The sequence below is a fragment of the Citrobacter sp. GW821-FHT02E08 genome, assembly GCF_059421685.1.
Genome location: NZ_JBWKVL010000003.1, coordinates 287,768 through 304,450 on the forward strand (window position 1 = coordinate 287,768; position 16,683 = coordinate 304,450).

General features: G+C 54.3%; 17 protein-coding genes. 13 read left to right on the plus strand and 4 right to left on the minus strand.

All coding sequences use genetic code 11. From position 1 onward, the window contains the following. Positions 1 to 58: 58 nt before the first annotated feature. Positions 59 to 685 (minus strand): lysoplasmalogenase, encoded by a 627-nt coding sequence (locus tag AC07UY_RS05700; RefSeq protein ID WP_192614224.1) that lies wholly within the window; start codon positions 683 to 685, stop codon positions 59 to 61. Between the two features lie 141 nt (positions 686 to 826). Between AC07UY_RS05700 and AC07UY_RS05705 the strand changes: the two genes are divergently transcribed. Beyond that, positions 827 to 1,195, plus strand: coding sequence for a DUF2500 domain-containing protein (locus AC07UY_RS05705; RefSeq protein ID WP_301700399.1), 369 nt, complete (start codon positions 827 to 829; stop codon positions 1,193 to 1,195). A gap of 24 nt (positions 1,196 to 1,219) precedes the next feature. Here AC07UY_RS05705 and AC07UY_RS05710 read toward each other — a convergent pair whose 3' ends face one another. Next, positions 1,220 to 1,495 carry a DUF1145 family protein gene (locus AC07UY_RS05710; RefSeq protein ID WP_192614226.1) on the minus strand — a complete coding sequence of 92 codons (276 nt, stop codon included), beginning with the start codon at positions 1,493 to 1,495 and terminating at the stop codon, positions 1,220 to 1,222. Positions 1,496 to 1,505: 10 nt separating this feature from the next. Next, on the minus strand, positions 1,506 to 2,081 hold the full coding sequence (rsmD, locus tag AC07UY_RS05715; RefSeq protein ID WP_494659699.1) for a 16S rRNA (guanine(966)-N(2))-methyltransferase: 576 nt from the start codon (positions 2,079 to 2,081) through the stop codon (positions 1,506 to 1,508). Between the two features lie 150 nt (positions 2,082 to 2,231). On the opposite strand from rsmD, the gene ftsY reads away from it, so the two are divergent. The 6 genes from ftsY (at position 2,232) to AC07UY_RS05745 (ending at position 9,352) form a co-directional block, all read left to right on the plus strand. Next, positions 2,232 to 3,818 carry a signal recognition particle-docking protein FtsY gene (gene ftsY / locus AC07UY_RS05720; protein ID WP_203359689.1) on the plus strand — a complete coding sequence of 529 codons (1,587 nt, stop codon included), beginning with the start codon at positions 2,232 to 2,234 and terminating at the stop codon, positions 3,816 to 3,818. A 2-nt stretch (positions 3,819 to 3,820) separates the two neighbouring features. Then, a complete protein-coding gene (ftsE, locus tag AC07UY_RS05725; RefSeq protein ID WP_192614228.1) occupies positions 3,821 to 4,489 on the plus strand; it encodes a cell division ATP-binding protein FtsE in 669 nt (222 codons plus the stop codon). Further along, entirely contained in the window at positions 4,482 to 5,540 is a 1,059-nt protein-coding gene (gene ftsX / locus AC07UY_RS05730; protein WP_203359690.1) for a permease-like cell division protein FtsX, read from the plus strand. Before ftsE ends, ftsX begins: the two co-directional genes overlap by 8 nt. 252 nt (positions 5,541 to 5,792) lie before the next feature. After that, positions 5,793 to 6,647, plus strand: coding sequence for an RNA polymerase sigma factor RpoH (rpoH, locus tag AC07UY_RS05735; protein WP_045448525.1), 855 nt, complete (start codon positions 5,793 to 5,795; stop codon positions 6,645 to 6,647). A 129-nt stretch (positions 6,648 to 6,776) separates the two neighbouring features. Beyond that, complete coding sequence (locus tag AC07UY_RS05740; RefSeq protein WP_494659700.1) at positions 6,777 to 8,042, plus strand: 4-aminobutyrate--2-oxoglutarate transaminase; 1,266 nt, start codon at positions 6,777 to 6,779, stop codon at positions 8,040 to 8,042. 206 nt (positions 8,043 to 8,248) lie between these two features. Next, positions 8,249 to 9,352, plus strand: a complete 1,104-nt coding sequence (locus AC07UY_RS05745) for a branched-chain amino acid ABC transporter substrate-binding protein (RefSeq protein WP_494659701.1) — start codon at positions 8,249 to 8,251, stop codon at positions 9,350 to 9,352. Positions 9,353 to 9,437: 85 nt separating this feature from the next. On the opposite strand, the gene panM is transcribed toward AC07UY_RS05745, so the two are convergent. After that, positions 9,438 to 9,821, minus strand: a complete 384-nt coding sequence (gene panM / locus AC07UY_RS05750; protein WP_494659772.1) for an aspartate 1-decarboxylase autocleavage activator PanM — start codon at positions 9,819 to 9,821, stop codon at positions 9,438 to 9,440. Positions 9,822 to 10,244: 423 nt separating this feature from the next. Here panM and livK point away from each other — a divergent pair, with 423 nt between their 5' ends. The 6 genes from livK to ugpB all read left to right on the plus strand — a co-directional run bounded on the left by livK (position 10,245) and on the right by ugpB (position 16,661). Then, positions 10,245 to 11,354: a high-affinity branched-chain amino acid ABC transporter substrate-binding protein LivK gene (livK, locus tag AC07UY_RS05755; RefSeq protein ID WP_192614233.1), complete on the plus strand. Its 1,110-nt coding sequence runs from the start codon at positions 10,245 to 10,247 to the stop codon at positions 11,352 to 11,354. 47 nt (positions 11,355 to 11,401) lie between these two features. After that, positions 11,402 to 12,328, plus strand: coding sequence for a high-affinity branched-chain amino acid ABC transporter permease LivH (gene livH / locus AC07UY_RS05760; protein WP_192614234.1), 927 nt, complete (start codon positions 11,402 to 11,404; stop codon positions 12,326 to 12,328). Further along, positions 12,325 to 13,602, plus strand: coding sequence for a branched chain amino acid ABC transporter permease LivM (gene livM, locus AC07UY_RS05765; protein ID WP_203359694.1), 1,278 nt, complete (start codon positions 12,325 to 12,327; stop codon positions 13,600 to 13,602). Before livH ends, livM begins: the two co-directional genes overlap by 4 nt. Beyond that, on the plus strand, positions 13,599 to 14,366 hold the full coding sequence (gene livG / locus AC07UY_RS05770) for a high-affinity branched-chain amino acid ABC transporter ATP-binding protein LivG (protein WP_494700830.1): 768 nt from the start codon (positions 13,599 to 13,601) through the stop codon (positions 14,364 to 14,366). The genes livM and livG overlap by 4 nt, the downstream gene beginning before the upstream one ends. Before the next feature lie 17 nt (positions 14,367 to 14,383). After that, complete coding sequence (gene livF / locus AC07UY_RS05775; protein ID WP_494659773.1) at positions 14,384 to 15,097, plus strand: high-affinity branched-chain amino acid ABC transporter ATP-binding protein LivF; 714 nt, start codon at positions 14,384 to 14,386, stop codon at positions 15,095 to 15,097. 247 nt (positions 15,098 to 15,344) lie between these two features. After that, positions 15,345 to 16,661 carry a sn-glycerol-3-phosphate ABC transporter substrate-binding protein UgpB gene (gene ugpB, locus AC07UY_RS05780; RefSeq protein WP_494700829.1) on the plus strand — a complete coding sequence of 439 codons (1,317 nt, stop codon included), beginning with the start codon at positions 15,345 to 15,347 and terminating at the stop codon, positions 16,659 to 16,661. Positions 16,662 to 16,683: the final 22 nt, after the last annotated feature.

Here is a 16,683-nt window from a genome sequence, read left to right on the forward strand (position 1 = left end):
ATAATTTTCTCATTAACCGGAGGATACACTCTGGAGTCGACTCCAGAGTCAAGCGTTATTAGAGATAAAGTGAGCGAACAATCAGGAAGTGCCCCGCGAAGTAGCAGGCGGCGGCAATCGCGTTATCCGCACGGAAGCGATAGCGATAGTGGCTCCCCAGCCAGACAATATTACTAATGAACAACAATGCCGCCCCCATAAACGCAGAAAACGCCGGTGCGGTGGGGCGGAAGAACCACAGTTCACCGGCCAGCCAGACCATCACCAGCGTCATCGCGATAAACGTACACACCGGTAAGCGTAACTCTTCCAGGCGCGTCCAGATGACGGCGATCAGCAGCGCGCCCAACACCAGCAGTACCAGCGGCAGCGGCCAGAAGAAAGAGAGTGTCATCTGGCTGGCGAAGTAGATGGTGTACAGCAGGTGTGACAGGAAGAACGCGCCAATGGCATACAACAGACGCTGGCGAGGCAGCAGTGTCAGCGCGTCGCCCACCAGTGTGGCACACAGCCCCGCGAGGACCAGGTAGCTGACGGCACTGAACATCGGTGCTTGCCAGGCAAGTAACAGCAGAAGTAATAGAGTGACGGGTTTAAAGACCCAACGTTGCCACGCAGGCCCACGATAAGAAGCATCCACAAATAACCATGCGGAAAGACAGACAGCGATAAACGACCAAAGCATCTTAGTTCCTTGAATTCGTTATTTTTTCGCAAGCGATATGCTCACGGCCATAGTGTCCAGTGTAGAGGCGGGTACAGGCGGATGACAACACCATAACAGGCAAGGTATGCTTATTTCCGTATTTTCTGATGGGTTAAAAACATGAGTAAGCCACCTCTTTTTTTCATTGTTATCATTGGGTTGATTGTCGTTGCTGCGTCGTTTCGCTTTGTTCAACAGCGGCGCGAAAAAGCGGATAACGAGAGCGCGCCGTTACTGCAAAAGGCGGTGGTGGTCAGTAATAAACGCGAAAAACCGATCGATGACCGACGCTCGCGCCAGCAGCAGGTCACCCCGGCAGGCACGAGTATGCGTTATGAGGCGAGCTTTAAACCGCAGAGCGGCGGTCTGGAACACACCTTCCGTCTGGATGCGCAGCAATATCATGCGCTGACCGTGGGAGACAAAGGCACGCTGAGTTACAAAGGAACGCGCTTTGTCGATTTTGTGGGTCAGACAGAGGCCCGGTAACAGTGGCGCCACCGGGCAAAAAAATCACTTCTTCATCTGTGACTTCAGTTTTTTCTGCCAGACCAGCAGTTCAAACACACCGAACAGGAAAATGCGGATTTTTTCACCGGTAGTCATTTGCGGCCCCTCTTTCGGCAAGGTGCTTTTTAGCAACGCGAGCTGCATACCGTGCATCAACGCCATAAAGATCAGCGCGACGTTCACGAAGATATTGAGTGGCCGTGGGAAAGGTTGTACTACGTTAAGCAACAAAAATGCCCAGACGCAGAGCATCAACAACCGTCCCAGATTAATCAACATTACGTTCTCCTTATTTTTCTCTTTGATATAAACGGTATGCGACTTGCCCGGCCACTTTTTCGCGATACAGCGACCAGTTTTCCGGGACGGGCGGCAGACCGTTTTCGACTTCGCTTTCGATATAAATATAGGCTTCATCAGCCAGCCAGCCGTGCGTTTCCAGTAACGTTAGCGTCTCTTCCAGCAGTCCTTTACGAAAGGGCGGATCGACGAAGACCACGTTGTGCGGTGTTCCGGTTTGGGCAAGGTGCGCCAGGGTGTTGGCGTTGATGACCCGGGCATTGCTGGCTTTCAGCGTCGCCAGATTTTTTTGCAACTGTTGGGAAACCGCGCGATCCATCTCCAGTAGCGTCGCGCCTGCCGCATAGCGGGACAGTGCCTCCAGCCCCAGTGCGCCGCTGCCCGCAAAACAGTCCAGACACTGGGCGTCGACCATGACGGGCGCCAGCCAGTTGAACAGCGTTTCGCGGACCCGGTCCGTCGTCGGGCGCAGACCCGGGCTGTCCGGAACCGGGAGTTTACGACCTCGCCATTGTCCGCCAATAATCCGGATTTGACCGCTGCCTGAGTGATTCGGTTTTTTCATGTCAATAATGGTCCAATCCGCGGCTGATACGTAATACCAGGCGGTGATGTGAATTAAGTTAAGTGATAGACTATTTCATCATTTTTATAGCTGCTATGTACATAGCGTTGACGCTGTGCCATGAAGCAACAGCGGGGAGTATGGTCGCAAATGGCGAAAGAGAAAAAACGTGGCTTTTTTTCCTGGCTGGGCTTTGGTCAAAAAGAGCAGGCGCCGGAAAACGAGACAGAACTAAAAAGCGAAGAACAACAACAGGTTACTGATGAGGTTGTTGCGACTGAAGAGCAGCAGCACGCCCCGGAACCGCACAAAGACGCTGAATCGGAAGCGTTTGCCGCTGAAGTGGTAGAGGTCACTGAGCAAGTTGCCGAAAGTGAAAAATCGCAGCCGGAGCCAGCCATTGTTGACGCCGCGCCGGTCGAATCCGACGTTGAACCACAGCCAGAGGTCGTAGAAACGCCCGCTGCGATCGTCGAAGAACCGGTTGTTGAAACACCCGCCCCGGCCGTTGCTGTCGCCGATGTTATCGAACATGAAGTGCTGCCGTTGCCGGAAGAGGTGAAAGCCGAAGAGATTTCACCGCAAGAGTGGCAGGCGGAAGCGGAAACCGTCGAAATCATTGAGGCGGTCGAGGAAGCAGCGGAAAACGAACCCGAATTAACCGACGAAGAGCTGGAAGCGCAGGCGCTGGCCGCCGACGCGGAAGAAGAAGCGGCAGAAGAAGTCGAAGAGACAGAAGAGCCGGTTGTTGACGCCGCAGAGGTACAAGAAGAGACGCCGGTTGAAGAGAGCGCTCAGGAACAGGAAAAACCGACCAAAGAAGGTTTCTTTGCGCGCCTGAAACGCAGTCTGCTAAAAACCAAAGAAAACCTCGGTTCCGGATTTATCAGTCTGTTCCGTGGAAAGAAAATCGACGATGATCTCTTCGAAGAGCTGGAAGAGCAGTTGCTGATCGCTGACGTCGGGGTGGAAACCACCCGCAAGATTATTGCTAATCTGACCGACGGCGCGAGCCGTAAGCAACTGCGCGATGCCGAAGCGCTCTACGGGTTGCTCAAGGATGAAATGGGCGAGATCCTGGCGAAAGTCGAAGAACCGTTGAATGTAGAAGGCAAAACCCCGTTTGTTATTTTAATGGTTGGCGTGAACGGCGTGGGTAAAACCACCACTATCGGTAAACTGGCGCGTCAATTTGAACAACAAGGCAAATCCGTGATGCTGGCGGCAGGGGACACCTTCCGCGCCGCGGCGGTGGAGCAGTTGCAGGTTTGGGGGCAACGTAACAACATTCCGGTGATTGCTCAGCACACGGGCGCAGATTCCGCCTCCGTGATCTTTGATGCGATTCAGGCGGCGAAGGCGCGTAACGTTGACGTGCTGATCGCCGATACGGCAGGTCGCTTGCAGAACAAAGCGCACCTGATGGAAGAATTGAAGAAAATCGTTCGCGTCATGAAGAAACTGGATGAAGACGCGCCGCATGAAGTTATGCTGACTATCGATGCCAGCACCGGGCAGAATGCGATAAGCCAGGCCAAACTGTTCCACGAAGCGGTGGGGTTGACCGGTATCACTCTGACCAAGCTGGACGGAACGGCGAAAGGGGGAGTTATCTTCTCGGTTGCCGATCAGTTTGGCATTCCTATCCGCTATATTGGTGTGGGCGAACGTATCGAGGATTTACGTCCGTTTAAAGCGGGCGATTTTATAGAGGCACTTTTTGCCCGAGAGGATTAACAATGATTCGCTTTGAACATGTCAGCAAGGCCTATCTCGGTGGGAGACAAGCGCTGCAAGGGGTCACATTCCACATGCAGCCTGGCGAGATGGCGTTCCTGACCGGTCACTCAGGTGCGGGGAAAAGTACCCTGCTGAAGCTGATCTGTGGGATTGAGCGGCCAAGCGCCGGGAAAATCTATTTCAGCGGGCATGACATCACGCGTTTGAAAAACCGTGAAGTGCCGTTTCTGCGCCGTCAGATCGGGATGATTTTCCAGGATCACCACCTGTTGATGGACAGGACGGTCTTCGACAACGTGGCGATCCCGCTGATTATCGCGGGCGCCAGCGGAGACGACATTCGTCGTCGCGTGTCGGCGGCACTGGATAAAGTCGGCCTGTTGGACAAAGCGAAGAACTTCCCGATTCAACTTTCCGGCGGTGAACAGCAGCGTGTGGGCATCGCCCGGGCGGTGGTGAATAAACCGGCAGTGTTACTGGCGGATGAACCGACCGGGAACCTGGATGACGCGCTGTCGGAAGGGATCTTACGTCTGTTCGAAGAGTTTAACCGCGTCGGGGTGACGGTACTGATGGCAACGCACGACATTGGGCTTATTTCCCGCCGTTCGTATCGGATGCTGACCCTGAGCGATGGACATTTGCATGGAGGCGAGGCCCGTGAATAAGCGCGACGCGATTAATCAAATCAGGCAATTCGGTGGTCGACTGGACCGCTTCCGTAAATCTGGCGGTGCGTCCCCAGACGGTGGCCGCAATGCGCCAAAGCGTGCGAAGTCTGCGCCAAAACCGAACTCGCGTAAAACCAACGTCTTTAACGAACAGGTTCGCTACGCGTTCCAGGGGGCGTTACAGGATCTGAAAAGCAAACCACTGGCGACGTTTCTGACGGTGATGGTTATCGCGATCTCCCTGACCCTGCCAAGCGTGTGCTACATGGTTTACAAAAACGTGAACCATGCGGCGACACAATATTACCCTTCTCCGCAGATAACCGTATATCTGCAAAAAACGCTGGATGATGACGCAGCTGCAGGGGTGGTGGCGCAGTTGCAGGGCGAGCAGGGCGTGGAAAAAGTGAATTACCTGTCGCGAGATGACGCGCTGGGCGAGTTCCGTAACTGGTCCGGATTTGGCGGCGCGCTGGACATGCTGGAAGAGAACCCGCTGCCGGCCGTGGCGGTGGTGGTGCCGAAACTCGACTTTCAGGGAACGGACTCGTTGAATACGCTGCGCGATCGGATTTCGCAAATTAACGGTATCGACGAAGTGCGCATGGATGATAGCTGGTTTGCTCGTCTCGCCGCGCTGACTGGTCTGGTTGGCCGGGTATCGGCGATGATAGGCGTACTGATGGTGGCGGCGGTCTTCCTCGTCATCGGCAACAGCGTGCGCCTGAGCATCTTTGCCCGTCGCGACACCATTAACGTACAGAAATTGATCGGCGCGACAGACGGTTTTATTCTGCGTCCGTTCCTGTATGGCGGTGCGCTGCTGGGCTTCTCTGGCGCATTTCTCTCACTGATTTTGTCAGAAATTTTGGTGATGCGACTGTCGTCTGCCGTGACCGAAGTGGCGCAGGTTTTCGGAACGAAATTTGATATCAACGGATTATCGTTCGACGAGTGTCTGCTGTTATTGCTGGTGTGCTCAATGATTGGCTGGGTGGCAGCCTGGCTTGCCACGGTACAACATTTACGTCACTTTACTCCTGACTAAAAAAACCGTGATATAATCTTTCCCTGCAATGAATTCCCGTTCGCAGGGAAAGAGCTTCAAAAAAATCTCCTGTCCCTGCCCTCGTATTTTTCAAAACGGTGTCACATTTTGTGCGTAGTTTATTCACAGCGTTGCATTGAACTTGTGGATAGAATCACTGTCTGATAAAAATGTGAATGATATTCTCGTTGCTCATAAGCTCTGGCATGATTGTTGTTGTAACGCCGGAAGATAAAGATTGAGAGGATTTGAATGACCAAAGAAATGCAAAATTTAGCTTTAGCCCCTGTTGGTAACCTGGAGTCTTACATCCGGGCTGCGAACGCGTGGCCGATGTTGTCGGCAGACGAGGAGCGGGCACTTGCTGAAAAGCTGCATTACCAGGGCGATCTGGAGGCAGCGAAGACGCTGATTCTGTCTCACCTGCGCTTTGTTGTTCATGTTGCTCGTAACTATGCGGGCTATGGCCTGCCGCAGGCGGATCTGATTCAGGAAGGTAATATCGGCCTGATGAAAGCCGTGCGCCGTTTTAACCCGGAAGTGGGTGTGCGCCTGGTCTCCTTCGCCGTGCACTGGATCAAAGCTGAGATCCACGAATATGTTCTGCGTAACTGGCGTATCGTCAAAGTGGCGACCACCAAAGCGCAGCGTAAGCTGTTCTTCAACCTGCGTAAAACCAAGCAGCGTCTGGGCTGGTTTAATCAGGATGAAGTCGAAATGGTGGCGCGCGAGCTGGGTGTTTCCAGCAAAGACGTTCGCGAAATGGAATCCCGTATGGCGGCGCAGGACATGACGTTTGATATGTCCTCGGACGATGAATCCGACAGCCAGCCGATGGCACCGGTGCTCTATCTGCAGGACAAATCGTCTAACTTTGCCGACGGCATTGAAGACGACAACTGGGAAGAGCAGGCGGCAAACCGTTTGACCGACGCTATGCAGGGGCTGGACGAACGTAGCCAGGACATCATTCGTGCACGTTGGCTGGATGAAGACAACAAGTCTACCTTGCAGGAACTGGCCGATCGCTACGGCGTTTCCGCAGAACGTGTGCGCCAGCTTGAAAAGAACGCCATGAAAAAACTTCGCGCCGCTATCGAAGCGTAATTCCCGCGAAGTCCCCGAAAAACCCTGGATGAATATCCGGGGTTTTTGTTTTTTTAACGCCTGTTCTGGCAAATTTTCTCCCCCTGGCAAACACTTACCGATGGGTTTTGCGCATCTTAGGGGATGAAAATGAAAAATAACGAACTGAATGAACGGCGTTTACAGGCGACGCCGCGCGGTATCGGCGTAATGTGCGATTTTTATGCCGACAGAGCAGAAAACGCGACGCTGTGGGACGTGGAAGGCAATGAGGTGATTGATTTTGCCGCCGGTATTGCGGTGCTTAACACCGGTCATCGACACCCAAAAATAATCGCTGCCATTGAGAAGCAGCTTCAGTCATTCACCCATACGGCTTATCAAATCGTTCCTTATGAAAGCTACGTCCGGCTTGCGGAACGCATCAACGAACGTGTCCCCATCAACGGGCCGGTAAAAACCGCCTTTTTCTCTACCGGGGCGGAAGCGGTAGAGAACGCGGTGAAGATTGCCCGTGCCTACACAAAACGACCAGGACTTATCACCTTTGGCGGCGCCTTCCACGGGCGAACCTTTATGACCATGGCGCTGACCGGAAAGGTCGCTCCCTACAAAATTGGCTTTGGACCGTTCCCCGGGTCGGTGTATCACGCCCAGTATCCTAATGCGGTGCACGGGGTTAGCACCGCTGATGCGCTGCAAAGCCTGGAGCGCATTTTCAAAGCGGATATTGCGCCCGATCAGGTGGCGGCGGTAATCCTTGAGCCGGTACAGGGTGAAGGGGGCTTTAATGTCGCGCCGGGTGAATTTATGCACGCGCTGCGCGCACTGTGCGATACCCACGGTATTCTCCTGATTGCCGATGAGGTGCAGACCGGTTTCGCCCGTACGGGCAAACTGTTTGCGATGGAGCATTACAGCGTGCAACCCGATCTCATCACGATGGCGAAAAGTCTGGCTGGCGGGATGCCGCTGTCGGCGGTTGCCGGACGCGCCGATATTATGGATGCGCCAGCGCCAGGCGGACTCGGCGGCACCTACGCCGGAAATCCGCTGGCCGTTGCTGCCGCGCATGCCGTACTGGATGTGATTGAAGAAGAGAAGCTGTGCGCGCGTGCCGTCGCGTTGGGCCAACATCTGGTTGAGGCGCTCAACTCGGCCAAAGCGAATTGTCCGCATATTGCGGATATTCGTGCGCAGGGCTCCATGGTGGCGGTGGAGTTTAACTGCCCGTCTTCCGGTCAGCCATCTCCTGAATTTACCCGCCAGGTACAGAGTAAAGCGTTGGCGCAAGGACTCTTGCTGCTCAGTTGCGGCGTTTACGGCAATGTGATCCGCTTTCTCTACCCGCTGACTATCCCCGACGCGCAATTTCGCAAAGCGCTGGAGATTATTACGCACTCGCTGACACGATAAACCTGCGCCGCCCATTGCGGCGGCCACTTTTTTTGTCATCAACTTGTTATCTGACTGTCAAATTAGCTATTCCAAAATCGTAAAAATCGGGTATGTTTTAGCAGAGTGTGCTGAAAAAGCGCGAACTGCACACCTATAATTGAAATAAAGCGCTAAACAACAACATCACAACACACGTAATAACCACAATAATGGGGATTCTCAGGATGAATATGAAGGGTAAAGCGTTATTGGCAGGATGTATCGCCCTGTCTTTGAGCAATATGGCGTTTGCTAAGGATATTAAAGTCGCAGTCGTCGGCGCAATGTCGGGGCCGGTCGCGCAGTATGGCGATCAGGAATTTACAGGTGCGGAGCAGGCGATTGCCGATATCAACGCGAAAGGTGGCATTAAAGGCGACAAACTGGTCGTCGTGAAATATGATGATGCCTGTGACCCGAAACAAGCGGTCGCGGTCGCCAACAAAGTGGTTAACGACGGCATTAAGTACGTTATTGGTCACCTGTGCTCTTCATCCACTCAGCCTGCGTCTGACATCTATGAAGACGAAGGCATTCTGATGATCACGCCAGCGGCAACCGCGCCGGAACTGACCGCGCGTGGCTATAAATTGCTTCTGCGTACCACCGGTCTGGATTCTGACCAGGGACCGACAGCGGCGAAATACATTCTGAATAGCGTGAAACCGAAGCGCATCGCGATCATTCACGATAAACAGCAATACGGTGAAGGTCTGGCGCGCGCCGTTCAGGACGAGCTGAAAAAAGGTAACGCCGACGTCGTATTCTTTGACGGTATTACGGCTGGCGAGAAAGATTTCTCTACGCTGGTGGCGCGTCTGAAGAAAGAGAATATCGACTTTGTCTACTACGGCGGTTACCACCCGGAGATGGGGCAGATCCTGCGTCAGGCTCGCGCGGCGGGTCTGAAAACGCAGTTTATGGGACCAGAAGGGGTGGCGAACGTCTCCCTGTCTAACATTGCCGGTGAATCTGCCGAAGGGATGTTGGTAACGAAGCCGAAGAACTACGATCAGGTTCCGGCGAACAAACCGATTGTGGATGCCATCAAGGCGAAGAAGCAGGATCCGAGCGGTGCGTTCGTATGGACCACCTATGCGGCGCTGCAATCTCTGCAGGCAGGCCTGAATCAGTCTGAAGATCCGGCTGAGATCGCCAACTACCTGAAAGCGAACACCGTAGAAACCGTGATGGGTCCGCTCTCCTGGGATGAGAAAGGCGACCTGAAAGGCTTTGAGTTCGGCGTCTTTGACTGGCACGCCAACGGTACGGCGACCGACGCTAAATGACGGCATTGCCCGGTGACGCTTTGCTTACCGGGCCTACAACGTGCCATCTCCAGGCCGGGTAAGGCGCAGTCGCCACCCGGTTTTTTTACCGCTTCTCCCAGCCATTCTCCTGGGCCGTAAAGCCCAACGCCTGCATAAACGCCGCCATCACAACCCGGTCCTCAACGCCGACATCCGCCATCCACCAGGAGACGACGTTCGGGTTATCGCGCAGCACTTCTTCGACCAAATATTGCCCCACGCCACGGCGTCGTGTGACTTCGCGTATACGCAATGAATCCAGCGCGCCTTGCGTTGTCCCGAGAGTGACCCGCACTGCTCCCAGTAGACGCTCATTAAAGCGCGCGGCGTAGATCCGGTGCGTTTCATCAAGTGTTAAGGAGGAGGCTGAATATTCCGGCCAAATTTTGCCCAGATCGATGCGATCCTGGGCGCTGAAGTTTTCTAAACGAATGATGGTCAGCTTCATCAACAGCATGTCCAAATCTCAAAAGATAGGGACAGTTTACCGAAATAATTTCCCCGGAGGCTTTCTCTTTTTTCTATCATTTGTTAGGTGATTAATGTTTTGACAGCGAAAAGTACAGTTTGAAACATTAGAGAATGAAAATTAGGCAGAATAATTCCCTGAAAGGCAGTGTTTTATTCCGCCCTTTGTATCGTTATTTTATGCTGACAACGGCGTTTTTTTTTGTTTATCTATAGTGAAAAGCAGAATATTATCTTTTCTTAATCGACTGAAAAATAGAGATTTTAATCTGTATTTGCTTAAAAGGCATCGCTAAACCATTAATGGGATTGATAAAAGTAGCGAAGTTCAAAAAAAGCACAGACTGCTTTTTGACCATATAAATACAAACTATAAATCACATCACAAATGGGGTTCTCAGAAATGAAACGGAATGCGAAAACGGTCATCGCAGGGGTCATTGCATTAGCGATATCGCATGCAGCAATGGCTGAGGATATTAAAGTGGCGGTCGTGGGGGCGATGTCCGGCCCGGTGGCGCAATGGGGAGACATGGAATTTAATGGTGCGCGTCAGGCCATTAAAGACATCAACGCCAAAGGCGGCATCAAAGGCGACAAGCTGGTTGGCGTTGAGTATGACGATGCCTGCGATCCGAAACAGGCCGTGGCGGTGGCGAATAAGATCGTCAACGACGGCATTCAGTATGTTATCGGCCACCTGTGTTCTTCTTCCACCCAGCCTGCATCTGACATCTATGAAGAAGAAGGTATTCTGATGATCACCCCGGGGGCGACGAACCCGGAGCTGACGCAGCGTGGCTATGAACACATTATGCGTACGGCAGGCCTGGACTCTTCTCAGGGACCGACCGCCGCCAAATACATTCTTGAAACCGTGAAACCGCAGCGTATCGCCATCATTCACGATAAGCAGCAATACGGCGAAGGGCTGGCGCGTTCGGTGCAGGACGGCCTGAAAGCGGGCAACGCCAATATCGTCTTTTTTGATGGGATCACGGCCGGAGAGAAAGATTTCTCTGCGCTGATCGCGCGTCTGCAAAAAGACAACATCGACTTCGTCTATTACGGCGGCTACTACCCGGAAATGGGCCAGATGCTGCGCCAGGCGCGTGCTGTCAGCCTGAAAACGCAGTTTATGGGACCGGAAGGCGTGGGTAATGCGTCATTGTCGAATATCGCGGGCGAGGCGGGGGAAGGCATGCTGGTGACGATGCCGAAACGCTATGACCAGGATCCGGCGAACAAAGCCATCGTGGATGAGCTGAAGGCAGAGAAAAAAGATCCGAGCGGCCCGTACGTGTGGATCACCTACGCTGCGGTTCAGTCGCTGGCGACGGCTCTGGAGCGTAGCGGCAGCAAAGCGCCGCTGGATTTGGTGAAAGATCTGAAAGCACACGGGGCTGATACCGTGATTGGGCCGCTGAAATGGGATGAAAAAGGCGATCTAAAGGGATTTGAATTTGGTGTCTTCCAGTGGCACGCCGACGGTTCTTCCTCGGTAGCCAAATAATCATCCCACCGCCCGGCGTTACCGGGCGGAATGAGAAAGGTAGTCTTATGTCCGAGCAGTTTCTCTATTTTCTGCAGCAGATGTTTAACGGCGTCACGCTGGGAAGCACCTACGCGCTGATCGCTATCGGTTACACGATGGTGTACGGCATTATCGGCATGATCAACTTCGCCCACGGCGAGGTGTACATGATCGGCAGCTATGTCTCTTTTATGATCATTGCCGCACTAATGATGATGGGCATTGATACCGGCTGGCTGCTGGTGGCCGCCGGGTTTGTTGGCGCCATTGTGATCGCCAGCGCCTATGGCTGGAGTATCGAGCGGGTGGCCTATCGGCCCGTACGCAGCTCCAAGCGCCTGATTGCGCTGATCTCCGCCATCGGGATGTCCATCTTTCTGCAAAACTACGTCAGCCTGACCGAAGGGTCGCGCGATGTGGCGCTGCCAAGCCTGTTCAACGGCCAGTGGGTTGTCGGGTCCAGCGAGAACTTCTCTGCCAGCATCACCACCATGCAGCTGGTTATCTGGATTGTCACCTTCGTGGCGATGCTGGCATTGACGCTGTTCATCCGTTATTCCCGTATGGGCCGCGCCTGTCGCGCCTGCGCAGAAGACCTGAAAATGGCGAGTCTGCTGGGGATTAATACTGACCGTGTGATTGCGCTGACCTTTGTGATCGGCGCGGCGATGGCGGCGGTGGCGGGTGTGCTGCTCGGACAATTTTACGGCGTCATCAACCCGTACATCGGCTTTATGGCCGGGATGAAAGCCTTCACCGCGGCGGTACTGGGCGGTATCGGCAGCATTCCAGGTGCCATGATCGGCGGCCTGATCCTCGGCGTTGCCGAAGCGCTCTCCTCTGCCTACCTGAGTACAGAATACAAAGATGTGGTGTCGTTTGCCCTGCTGATTCTGGTGCTGTTGGTGATGCCGACCGGTATTCTGGGTCGTCCGGAGGTAGAGAAAGTATGAAACCGATGCATTTTGCGATGGCGCTGCTCTCTGCCGCGATGTTCTTCGTGCTGGCGAGCGTTTTTATGGGCGTCCAGTTAGAGCTGGATGGCACTAAACTGGTGGTCGACACTGCGGGCGACATCCGCTGGCAGTGGGTGTTTATCGGCACGGCGGTGGTCTTTATCTTCCAGATGCTGCGCCCGACATTACAGAAGGGGCTGAAGAGCGTCTCCGGGCCGAAATTTATTCTGCCGGCCATTGACGGTTCAACCGCCAAACAGAAGCTGTTCCTTGTGGCATTGCTGGTTATCGCCGTGGCGTGGCCGTTTATGGTGTCGCGCGGGACGGTGGATATCGCCACCCTGACCATGATTTACATCATCCTTGGTCTCGGGTTGAACGTGGTGGTCGGGCTTTCTGGCCTGCTGGTGCTGGGTTATGGCGGCTTTTACGCTATCGGCGCTTACACCTTCGCGCTGCTGAACCACTATTACGGCCTCGGCTTCTGGACCTGTTTGCCGCTGGCGGGGCTGGTTTCTGCGGCGGCGGGCTTCCTGCTCGGTTTCCCGGTGCTGCGTCTGCGCGGCGACTATCTGGCGATTGTCACCCTGGGCTTTGGTGAAATCGTCCGTATTCTGCTGCTCAACAACACCGAAGTGACCGGCGGCCCGAACGGCATCAGCCAGATCCCGAAACCGACCTTTTTTGGTCTGGAGTTCAGTCGCACCGCCCGTGAAGGTGGCTGGGACACTTTCAGTAACTTCTTCGGCATGAAGTATGACCCGTCCGACCGCGTGATTTGGCTTTATCTGGTGGCGCTGTTGCTGGTGGTGTTCTCACTGTTCGTGATTAACCGTCTGCTGCGTATGCCGCTGGGCCGCGCATGGGAAGCGCTGCGTGAAGATGAAATCGCCTGTCGTTCATTGGGGCTAAACCCGACGCGTATCAAGCTGACGGCCTTTACCATCAGCGCCGCGTTTGCCGGTTTTGCCGGAACGCTGTTCGCCGCGCGCCAGGGCTTTGTCAGTCCGGAGTCGTTCACGTTTGCCGAATCGGCGTTTGTGCTGGCGATTGTGGTTCTGGGCGGCATGGGGTCGCAGTTTGCGGTGATCCTGGCGGCTATTCTGCTGGTGGTTTCGCGCGAGCTGATGCGTGACTTCAACGAATACAGCATGTTGATGCTGGGTGGTTTGATGGTACTGATGATGATCTGGCGTCCGCAGGGCTTGCTGCCGATGACCCGTCCCCAGTTGAAACTGAAAAACGGGCAACCGAAAGGAGAGCAGGCATGAGTCAGCCATTATTATCTGTTAACGGTCTGATGATGCGCTTCGGCGGTTTGCTGGCGGTGAATAACGTCAACCTGGAGCTGCACCCGCAGGAAATCGTCTCCCTGATTGGTCCGAACGGCGCGGGCAAGACGACTGTCTTTAACTGCCTGACCGGTTTTTATAAACCCACGGGCGGCACCATCACGTTGCGTGACCAGCATCTGGAAGGGCTGCCGGGCCAGCAAATTGCCCGTATGGGCGTGGTGCGTACCTTCCAGCATGTGCGTCTGTTCCGCGAAATGACGGTGATTGAAAACCTGCTGGTAGCACAACATCAACAGCTGAAAACCGGCGTCTTTTCGGGGTTGTTCAAAACGCCATCCTTCCGCCGCGCCCAGAGCGAAGCGCTGGACCGCGCGGCGAGCTGGCTGGAGCGTATTGGTTTGCTGGAGCACGCCAACCGTCAGGCCAGTAACCTGGCGTACGGCGATCAGCGCCGTCTGGAGATCGCCCGCTGCATGGTAACGCAACCGGAGATCCTGATGCTTGACGAACCGGCGGCGGGCCTGAACCCGAAAGAGACCAAAGAGCTGGACGAGCTGATTGCCGAACTGCGTAACCATCACAACACCACGATTTTGCTGATTGAACATGATATGAAGCTGGTGATGGGCATCTCTGATCGCATTTATGTGGTGAATCAGGGAACGCCGCTGGCGCACGGGACGCCGGAGCAAATTCGTAACAACTCGGACGTGATCCGCGCCTATTTAGGTGAAGCATAATGGTGGTGACGCATAAGATGGATAAAGTCATGTTGTCCTTTGACAAGGTCAGTGCCCACTACGGCAAAATTCAGGCGTTGCACGAGGTGAGCCTGCACATCAATCAGGGTGAAATCGTCACCCTGATTGGCGCGAATGGCGCAGGGAAAACCACCTTGCTGGGGACGCTGTGCGGCGATCCGCGTGCGACCAGCGGGCGGGTTGTGTTTGACGGCAAAGATATTACCGACTGGCAAACGGCGAAGATCATGCGCGAAGCGGTGGCGATTGTTCCGGAAGGGCGTCGCGTCTTCTCACGCATGACCGTGGAAGAGAACCTGGCGATGGGCGGCTTCTTTGCCGAACGCGACCAGTTCCAGCAGCGCATCAAGTGGGTGTACGAACTGTTCCCCCGTTTGCATGAGCGCCGCATTCAGCGTGCGGGCACTATGTCCGGCGGTGAACAGCAAATGCTGGCGATTGGTCGTGCGCTGATGAGCAACCCGCGCCTGCTGCTGCTGGACGAACCCTCGCTGGGTCTTGCGCCGATCATCATTCAGCAGATCTTCGACACCATCGAACAACTGCGCGAGCAGGGGATGACCATTTTCCTCGTTGAGCAGAACGCCAACCAGGCGTTGAAGCTTGCCGATCGCGGCTATGTGCTCGAAAACGGTCATGTGGTGCTTTCCGATACTGGCGATGCACTGCTGGCGAATGAAGCGGTAAGAAGCGCCTATCTGGGCGGGTAATACCGCGATGTCATGAATTCCAGGCCGGGTAAGGTGATGCCACCACCCGGCTTTTTATTTGGCTTATACGTGCCTCAGCTCCCATTTTCCTGTCACCGTGCCTTCATCGTCTTGCCATCCCACTGACGCCTTACTATCTTTTTTTGTAATCAAAACGTTATTTTTTTGTAATTCGAGCATGTCATGTTACTTCCGCGAACATAAAACGCGTGAAATCGCGCATTCGAAACAACAAGAGAGATAATCAATGAAACCGTTACGACATACAGCCTTAGGACTGGCGCTCAGCCTGGCATTGGCTGGCCAGGCACTGGCAGTGACCTCTATTCCATTCTGGCACTCAATGGAAGGGGAGTTAGGTAAAGAAGTTGATTCTCTGGCGCAACGTTTCAATGCTGCCAATCCGGATTACAAAGTGGTTCCTGTCTACAAGGGTAACTACGAGCAAAACCTGAGTGCAGGTATTGCAGCATTCCGTACCGGTAACGCCCCGGCGATTTTGCAGGTTTATGAAGTCGGCACCGCCACCATGATGGCGTCGAAGGCGATTAAACCGGTCTATGAAGTGTTTAAAGATGCGGGCATCAGCTTTGATGAATCGCAGTTTGTGCCGACGGTTTCCGGTTACTACACCGATGGTAAAAGCGGGCACCTCCTTTCACAGCCATTCAACAGTTCGACTCCGGTGCTCTACTACAACAAAGATGCCTTCAAAAAAGCGGGCTTAGATCCGGAGCAGCCGCCGAAAACCTGGCAGGATCTGGCGGCTTATACCGAGAAGCTGAAAGCGGCGGGCATGAAGTGCGGTTACGCCAGCGGCTGGCAGGGCTGGATCCAACTGGAAAACTTCAGCGCCTGGAACGGTTTACCCTTTGCGACTAAAAACAATGGTTTTGACGGCGCGGACGCGGTGCTGGAGTTCAACAAACCGGAGCAGGTGAAACATATTGCGCTGCTGCAGGAGATGAACAAGAAGGGCGATTTCAGCTACGTGGGTCGCAAAGATGAGTCCACCGAGAAGTTCTACAACGGGGATTGCGCCATTACGACGGCCTCGTCCGGATCGCTTGCCAACATTCGTCAATATGCCAAATTCAATTACGGCGTCGGCATGATGCCATACGATGGTGATGTGAAAGGCGCGCCGCAGAACGCCATCATTGGCGGGGCGAGCCTGTGGGTGATGCAGGGTAAAGACAAAGAGACCTACGCCGGTGTGGCGAAATTCCTCAACTTCCTGGCGCAGCCGGAAAATGCGGCTGAGTGGCACCAAAAGACCGGCTATCTGCCGATCACCACCGCAGCGTATGACCTGACCCGCGAACAGGGATACTACGATAAGAACCCTGGCTCATATATCGCGACGCGTCAGATGCTGAACAAACCGCCGTTGCCGTACACCAAAGGGTTGCGTCTGGGCAATATGCCGCAAATCCGCACCATTGTGGATGAAGAGCTGGAAAGCGTGTGGACCGGCAAGAAAACCCCTCAGCAGGCGCTGGACTCCGCCGTTGAGCGCGGAAATCAGCTGTTGCGTCGTTTTGAACAGTCAACGAAATCTTAATGAGTGAAATGCCGGGTGGCGG

Excerpts from the sequence above, each read along its gene's own strand:
- AC07UY_RS05700 (WP_192614224.1), bottom strand. The coding sequence starts at position 685 with ATGCTTTGGTCGTTTATCGCTGTCTGTCTTTCCGCATGGTTATTTGTG.
- AC07UY_RS05705 (WP_301700399.1), top strand. The coding sequence starts at position 827 with ATGAGTAAGCCACCTCTTTTTTTCATTGTTATCATTGGGTTGATTGTC.
- AC07UY_RS05710 (WP_192614226.1), bottom strand. The coding sequence starts at position 1,495 with ATGTTGATTAATCTGGGACGGTTGTTGATGCTCTGCGTCTGGGCATTT.
- rsmD (WP_494659699.1), bottom strand. The coding sequence starts at position 2,081 with ATGAAAAAACCGAATCACTCAGGCAGCGGTCAAATCCGGATTATTGGC.
- ftsY (WP_203359689.1), top strand. The coding sequence starts at position 2,232 with ATGGCGAAAGAGAAAAAACGTGGCTTTTTTTCCTGGCTGGGCTTTGGT.
- ftsE (WP_192614228.1), top strand. The coding sequence starts at position 3,821 with ATGATTCGCTTTGAACATGTCAGCAAGGCCTATCTCGGTGGGAGACAA.
- rpoH (WP_045448525.1), top strand. The coding sequence starts at position 5,793 with ATGACCAAAGAAATGCAAAATTTAGCTTTAGCCCCTGTTGGTAACCTG.
- AC07UY_RS05740 (WP_494659700.1), top strand. The coding sequence starts at position 6,777 with ATGAAAAATAACGAACTGAATGAACGGCGTTTACAGGCGACGCCGCGC.
- AC07UY_RS05745 (WP_494659701.1), top strand. The coding sequence starts at position 8,249 with ATGAATATGAAGGGTAAAGCGTTATTGGCAGGATGTATCGCCCTGTCT.
- panM (WP_494659772.1), bottom strand. The coding sequence starts at position 9,821 with ATGAAGCTGACCATCATTCGTTTAGAAAACTTCAGCGCCCAGGATCGC.
- livK (WP_192614233.1), top strand. The coding sequence starts at position 10,245 with ATGAAACGGAATGCGAAAACGGTCATCGCAGGGGTCATTGCATTAGCG.
- livH (WP_192614234.1), top strand. The coding sequence starts at position 11,402 with ATGTCCGAGCAGTTTCTCTATTTTCTGCAGCAGATGTTTAACGGCGTC.
- livM (WP_203359694.1), top strand. The coding sequence starts at position 12,325 with ATGAAACCGATGCATTTTGCGATGGCGCTGCTCTCTGCCGCGATGTTC.
- livG (WP_494700830.1), top strand. The coding sequence starts at position 13,599 with ATGAGTCAGCCATTATTATCTGTTAACGGTCTGATGATGCGCTTCGGC.
- livF (WP_494659773.1), top strand. The coding sequence starts at position 14,384 with ATGGATAAAGTCATGTTGTCCTTTGACAAGGTCAGTGCCCACTACGGC.
- ugpB (WP_494700829.1), top strand. The coding sequence starts at position 15,345 with ATGAAACCGTTACGACATACAGCCTTAGGACTGGCGCTCAGCCTGGCA.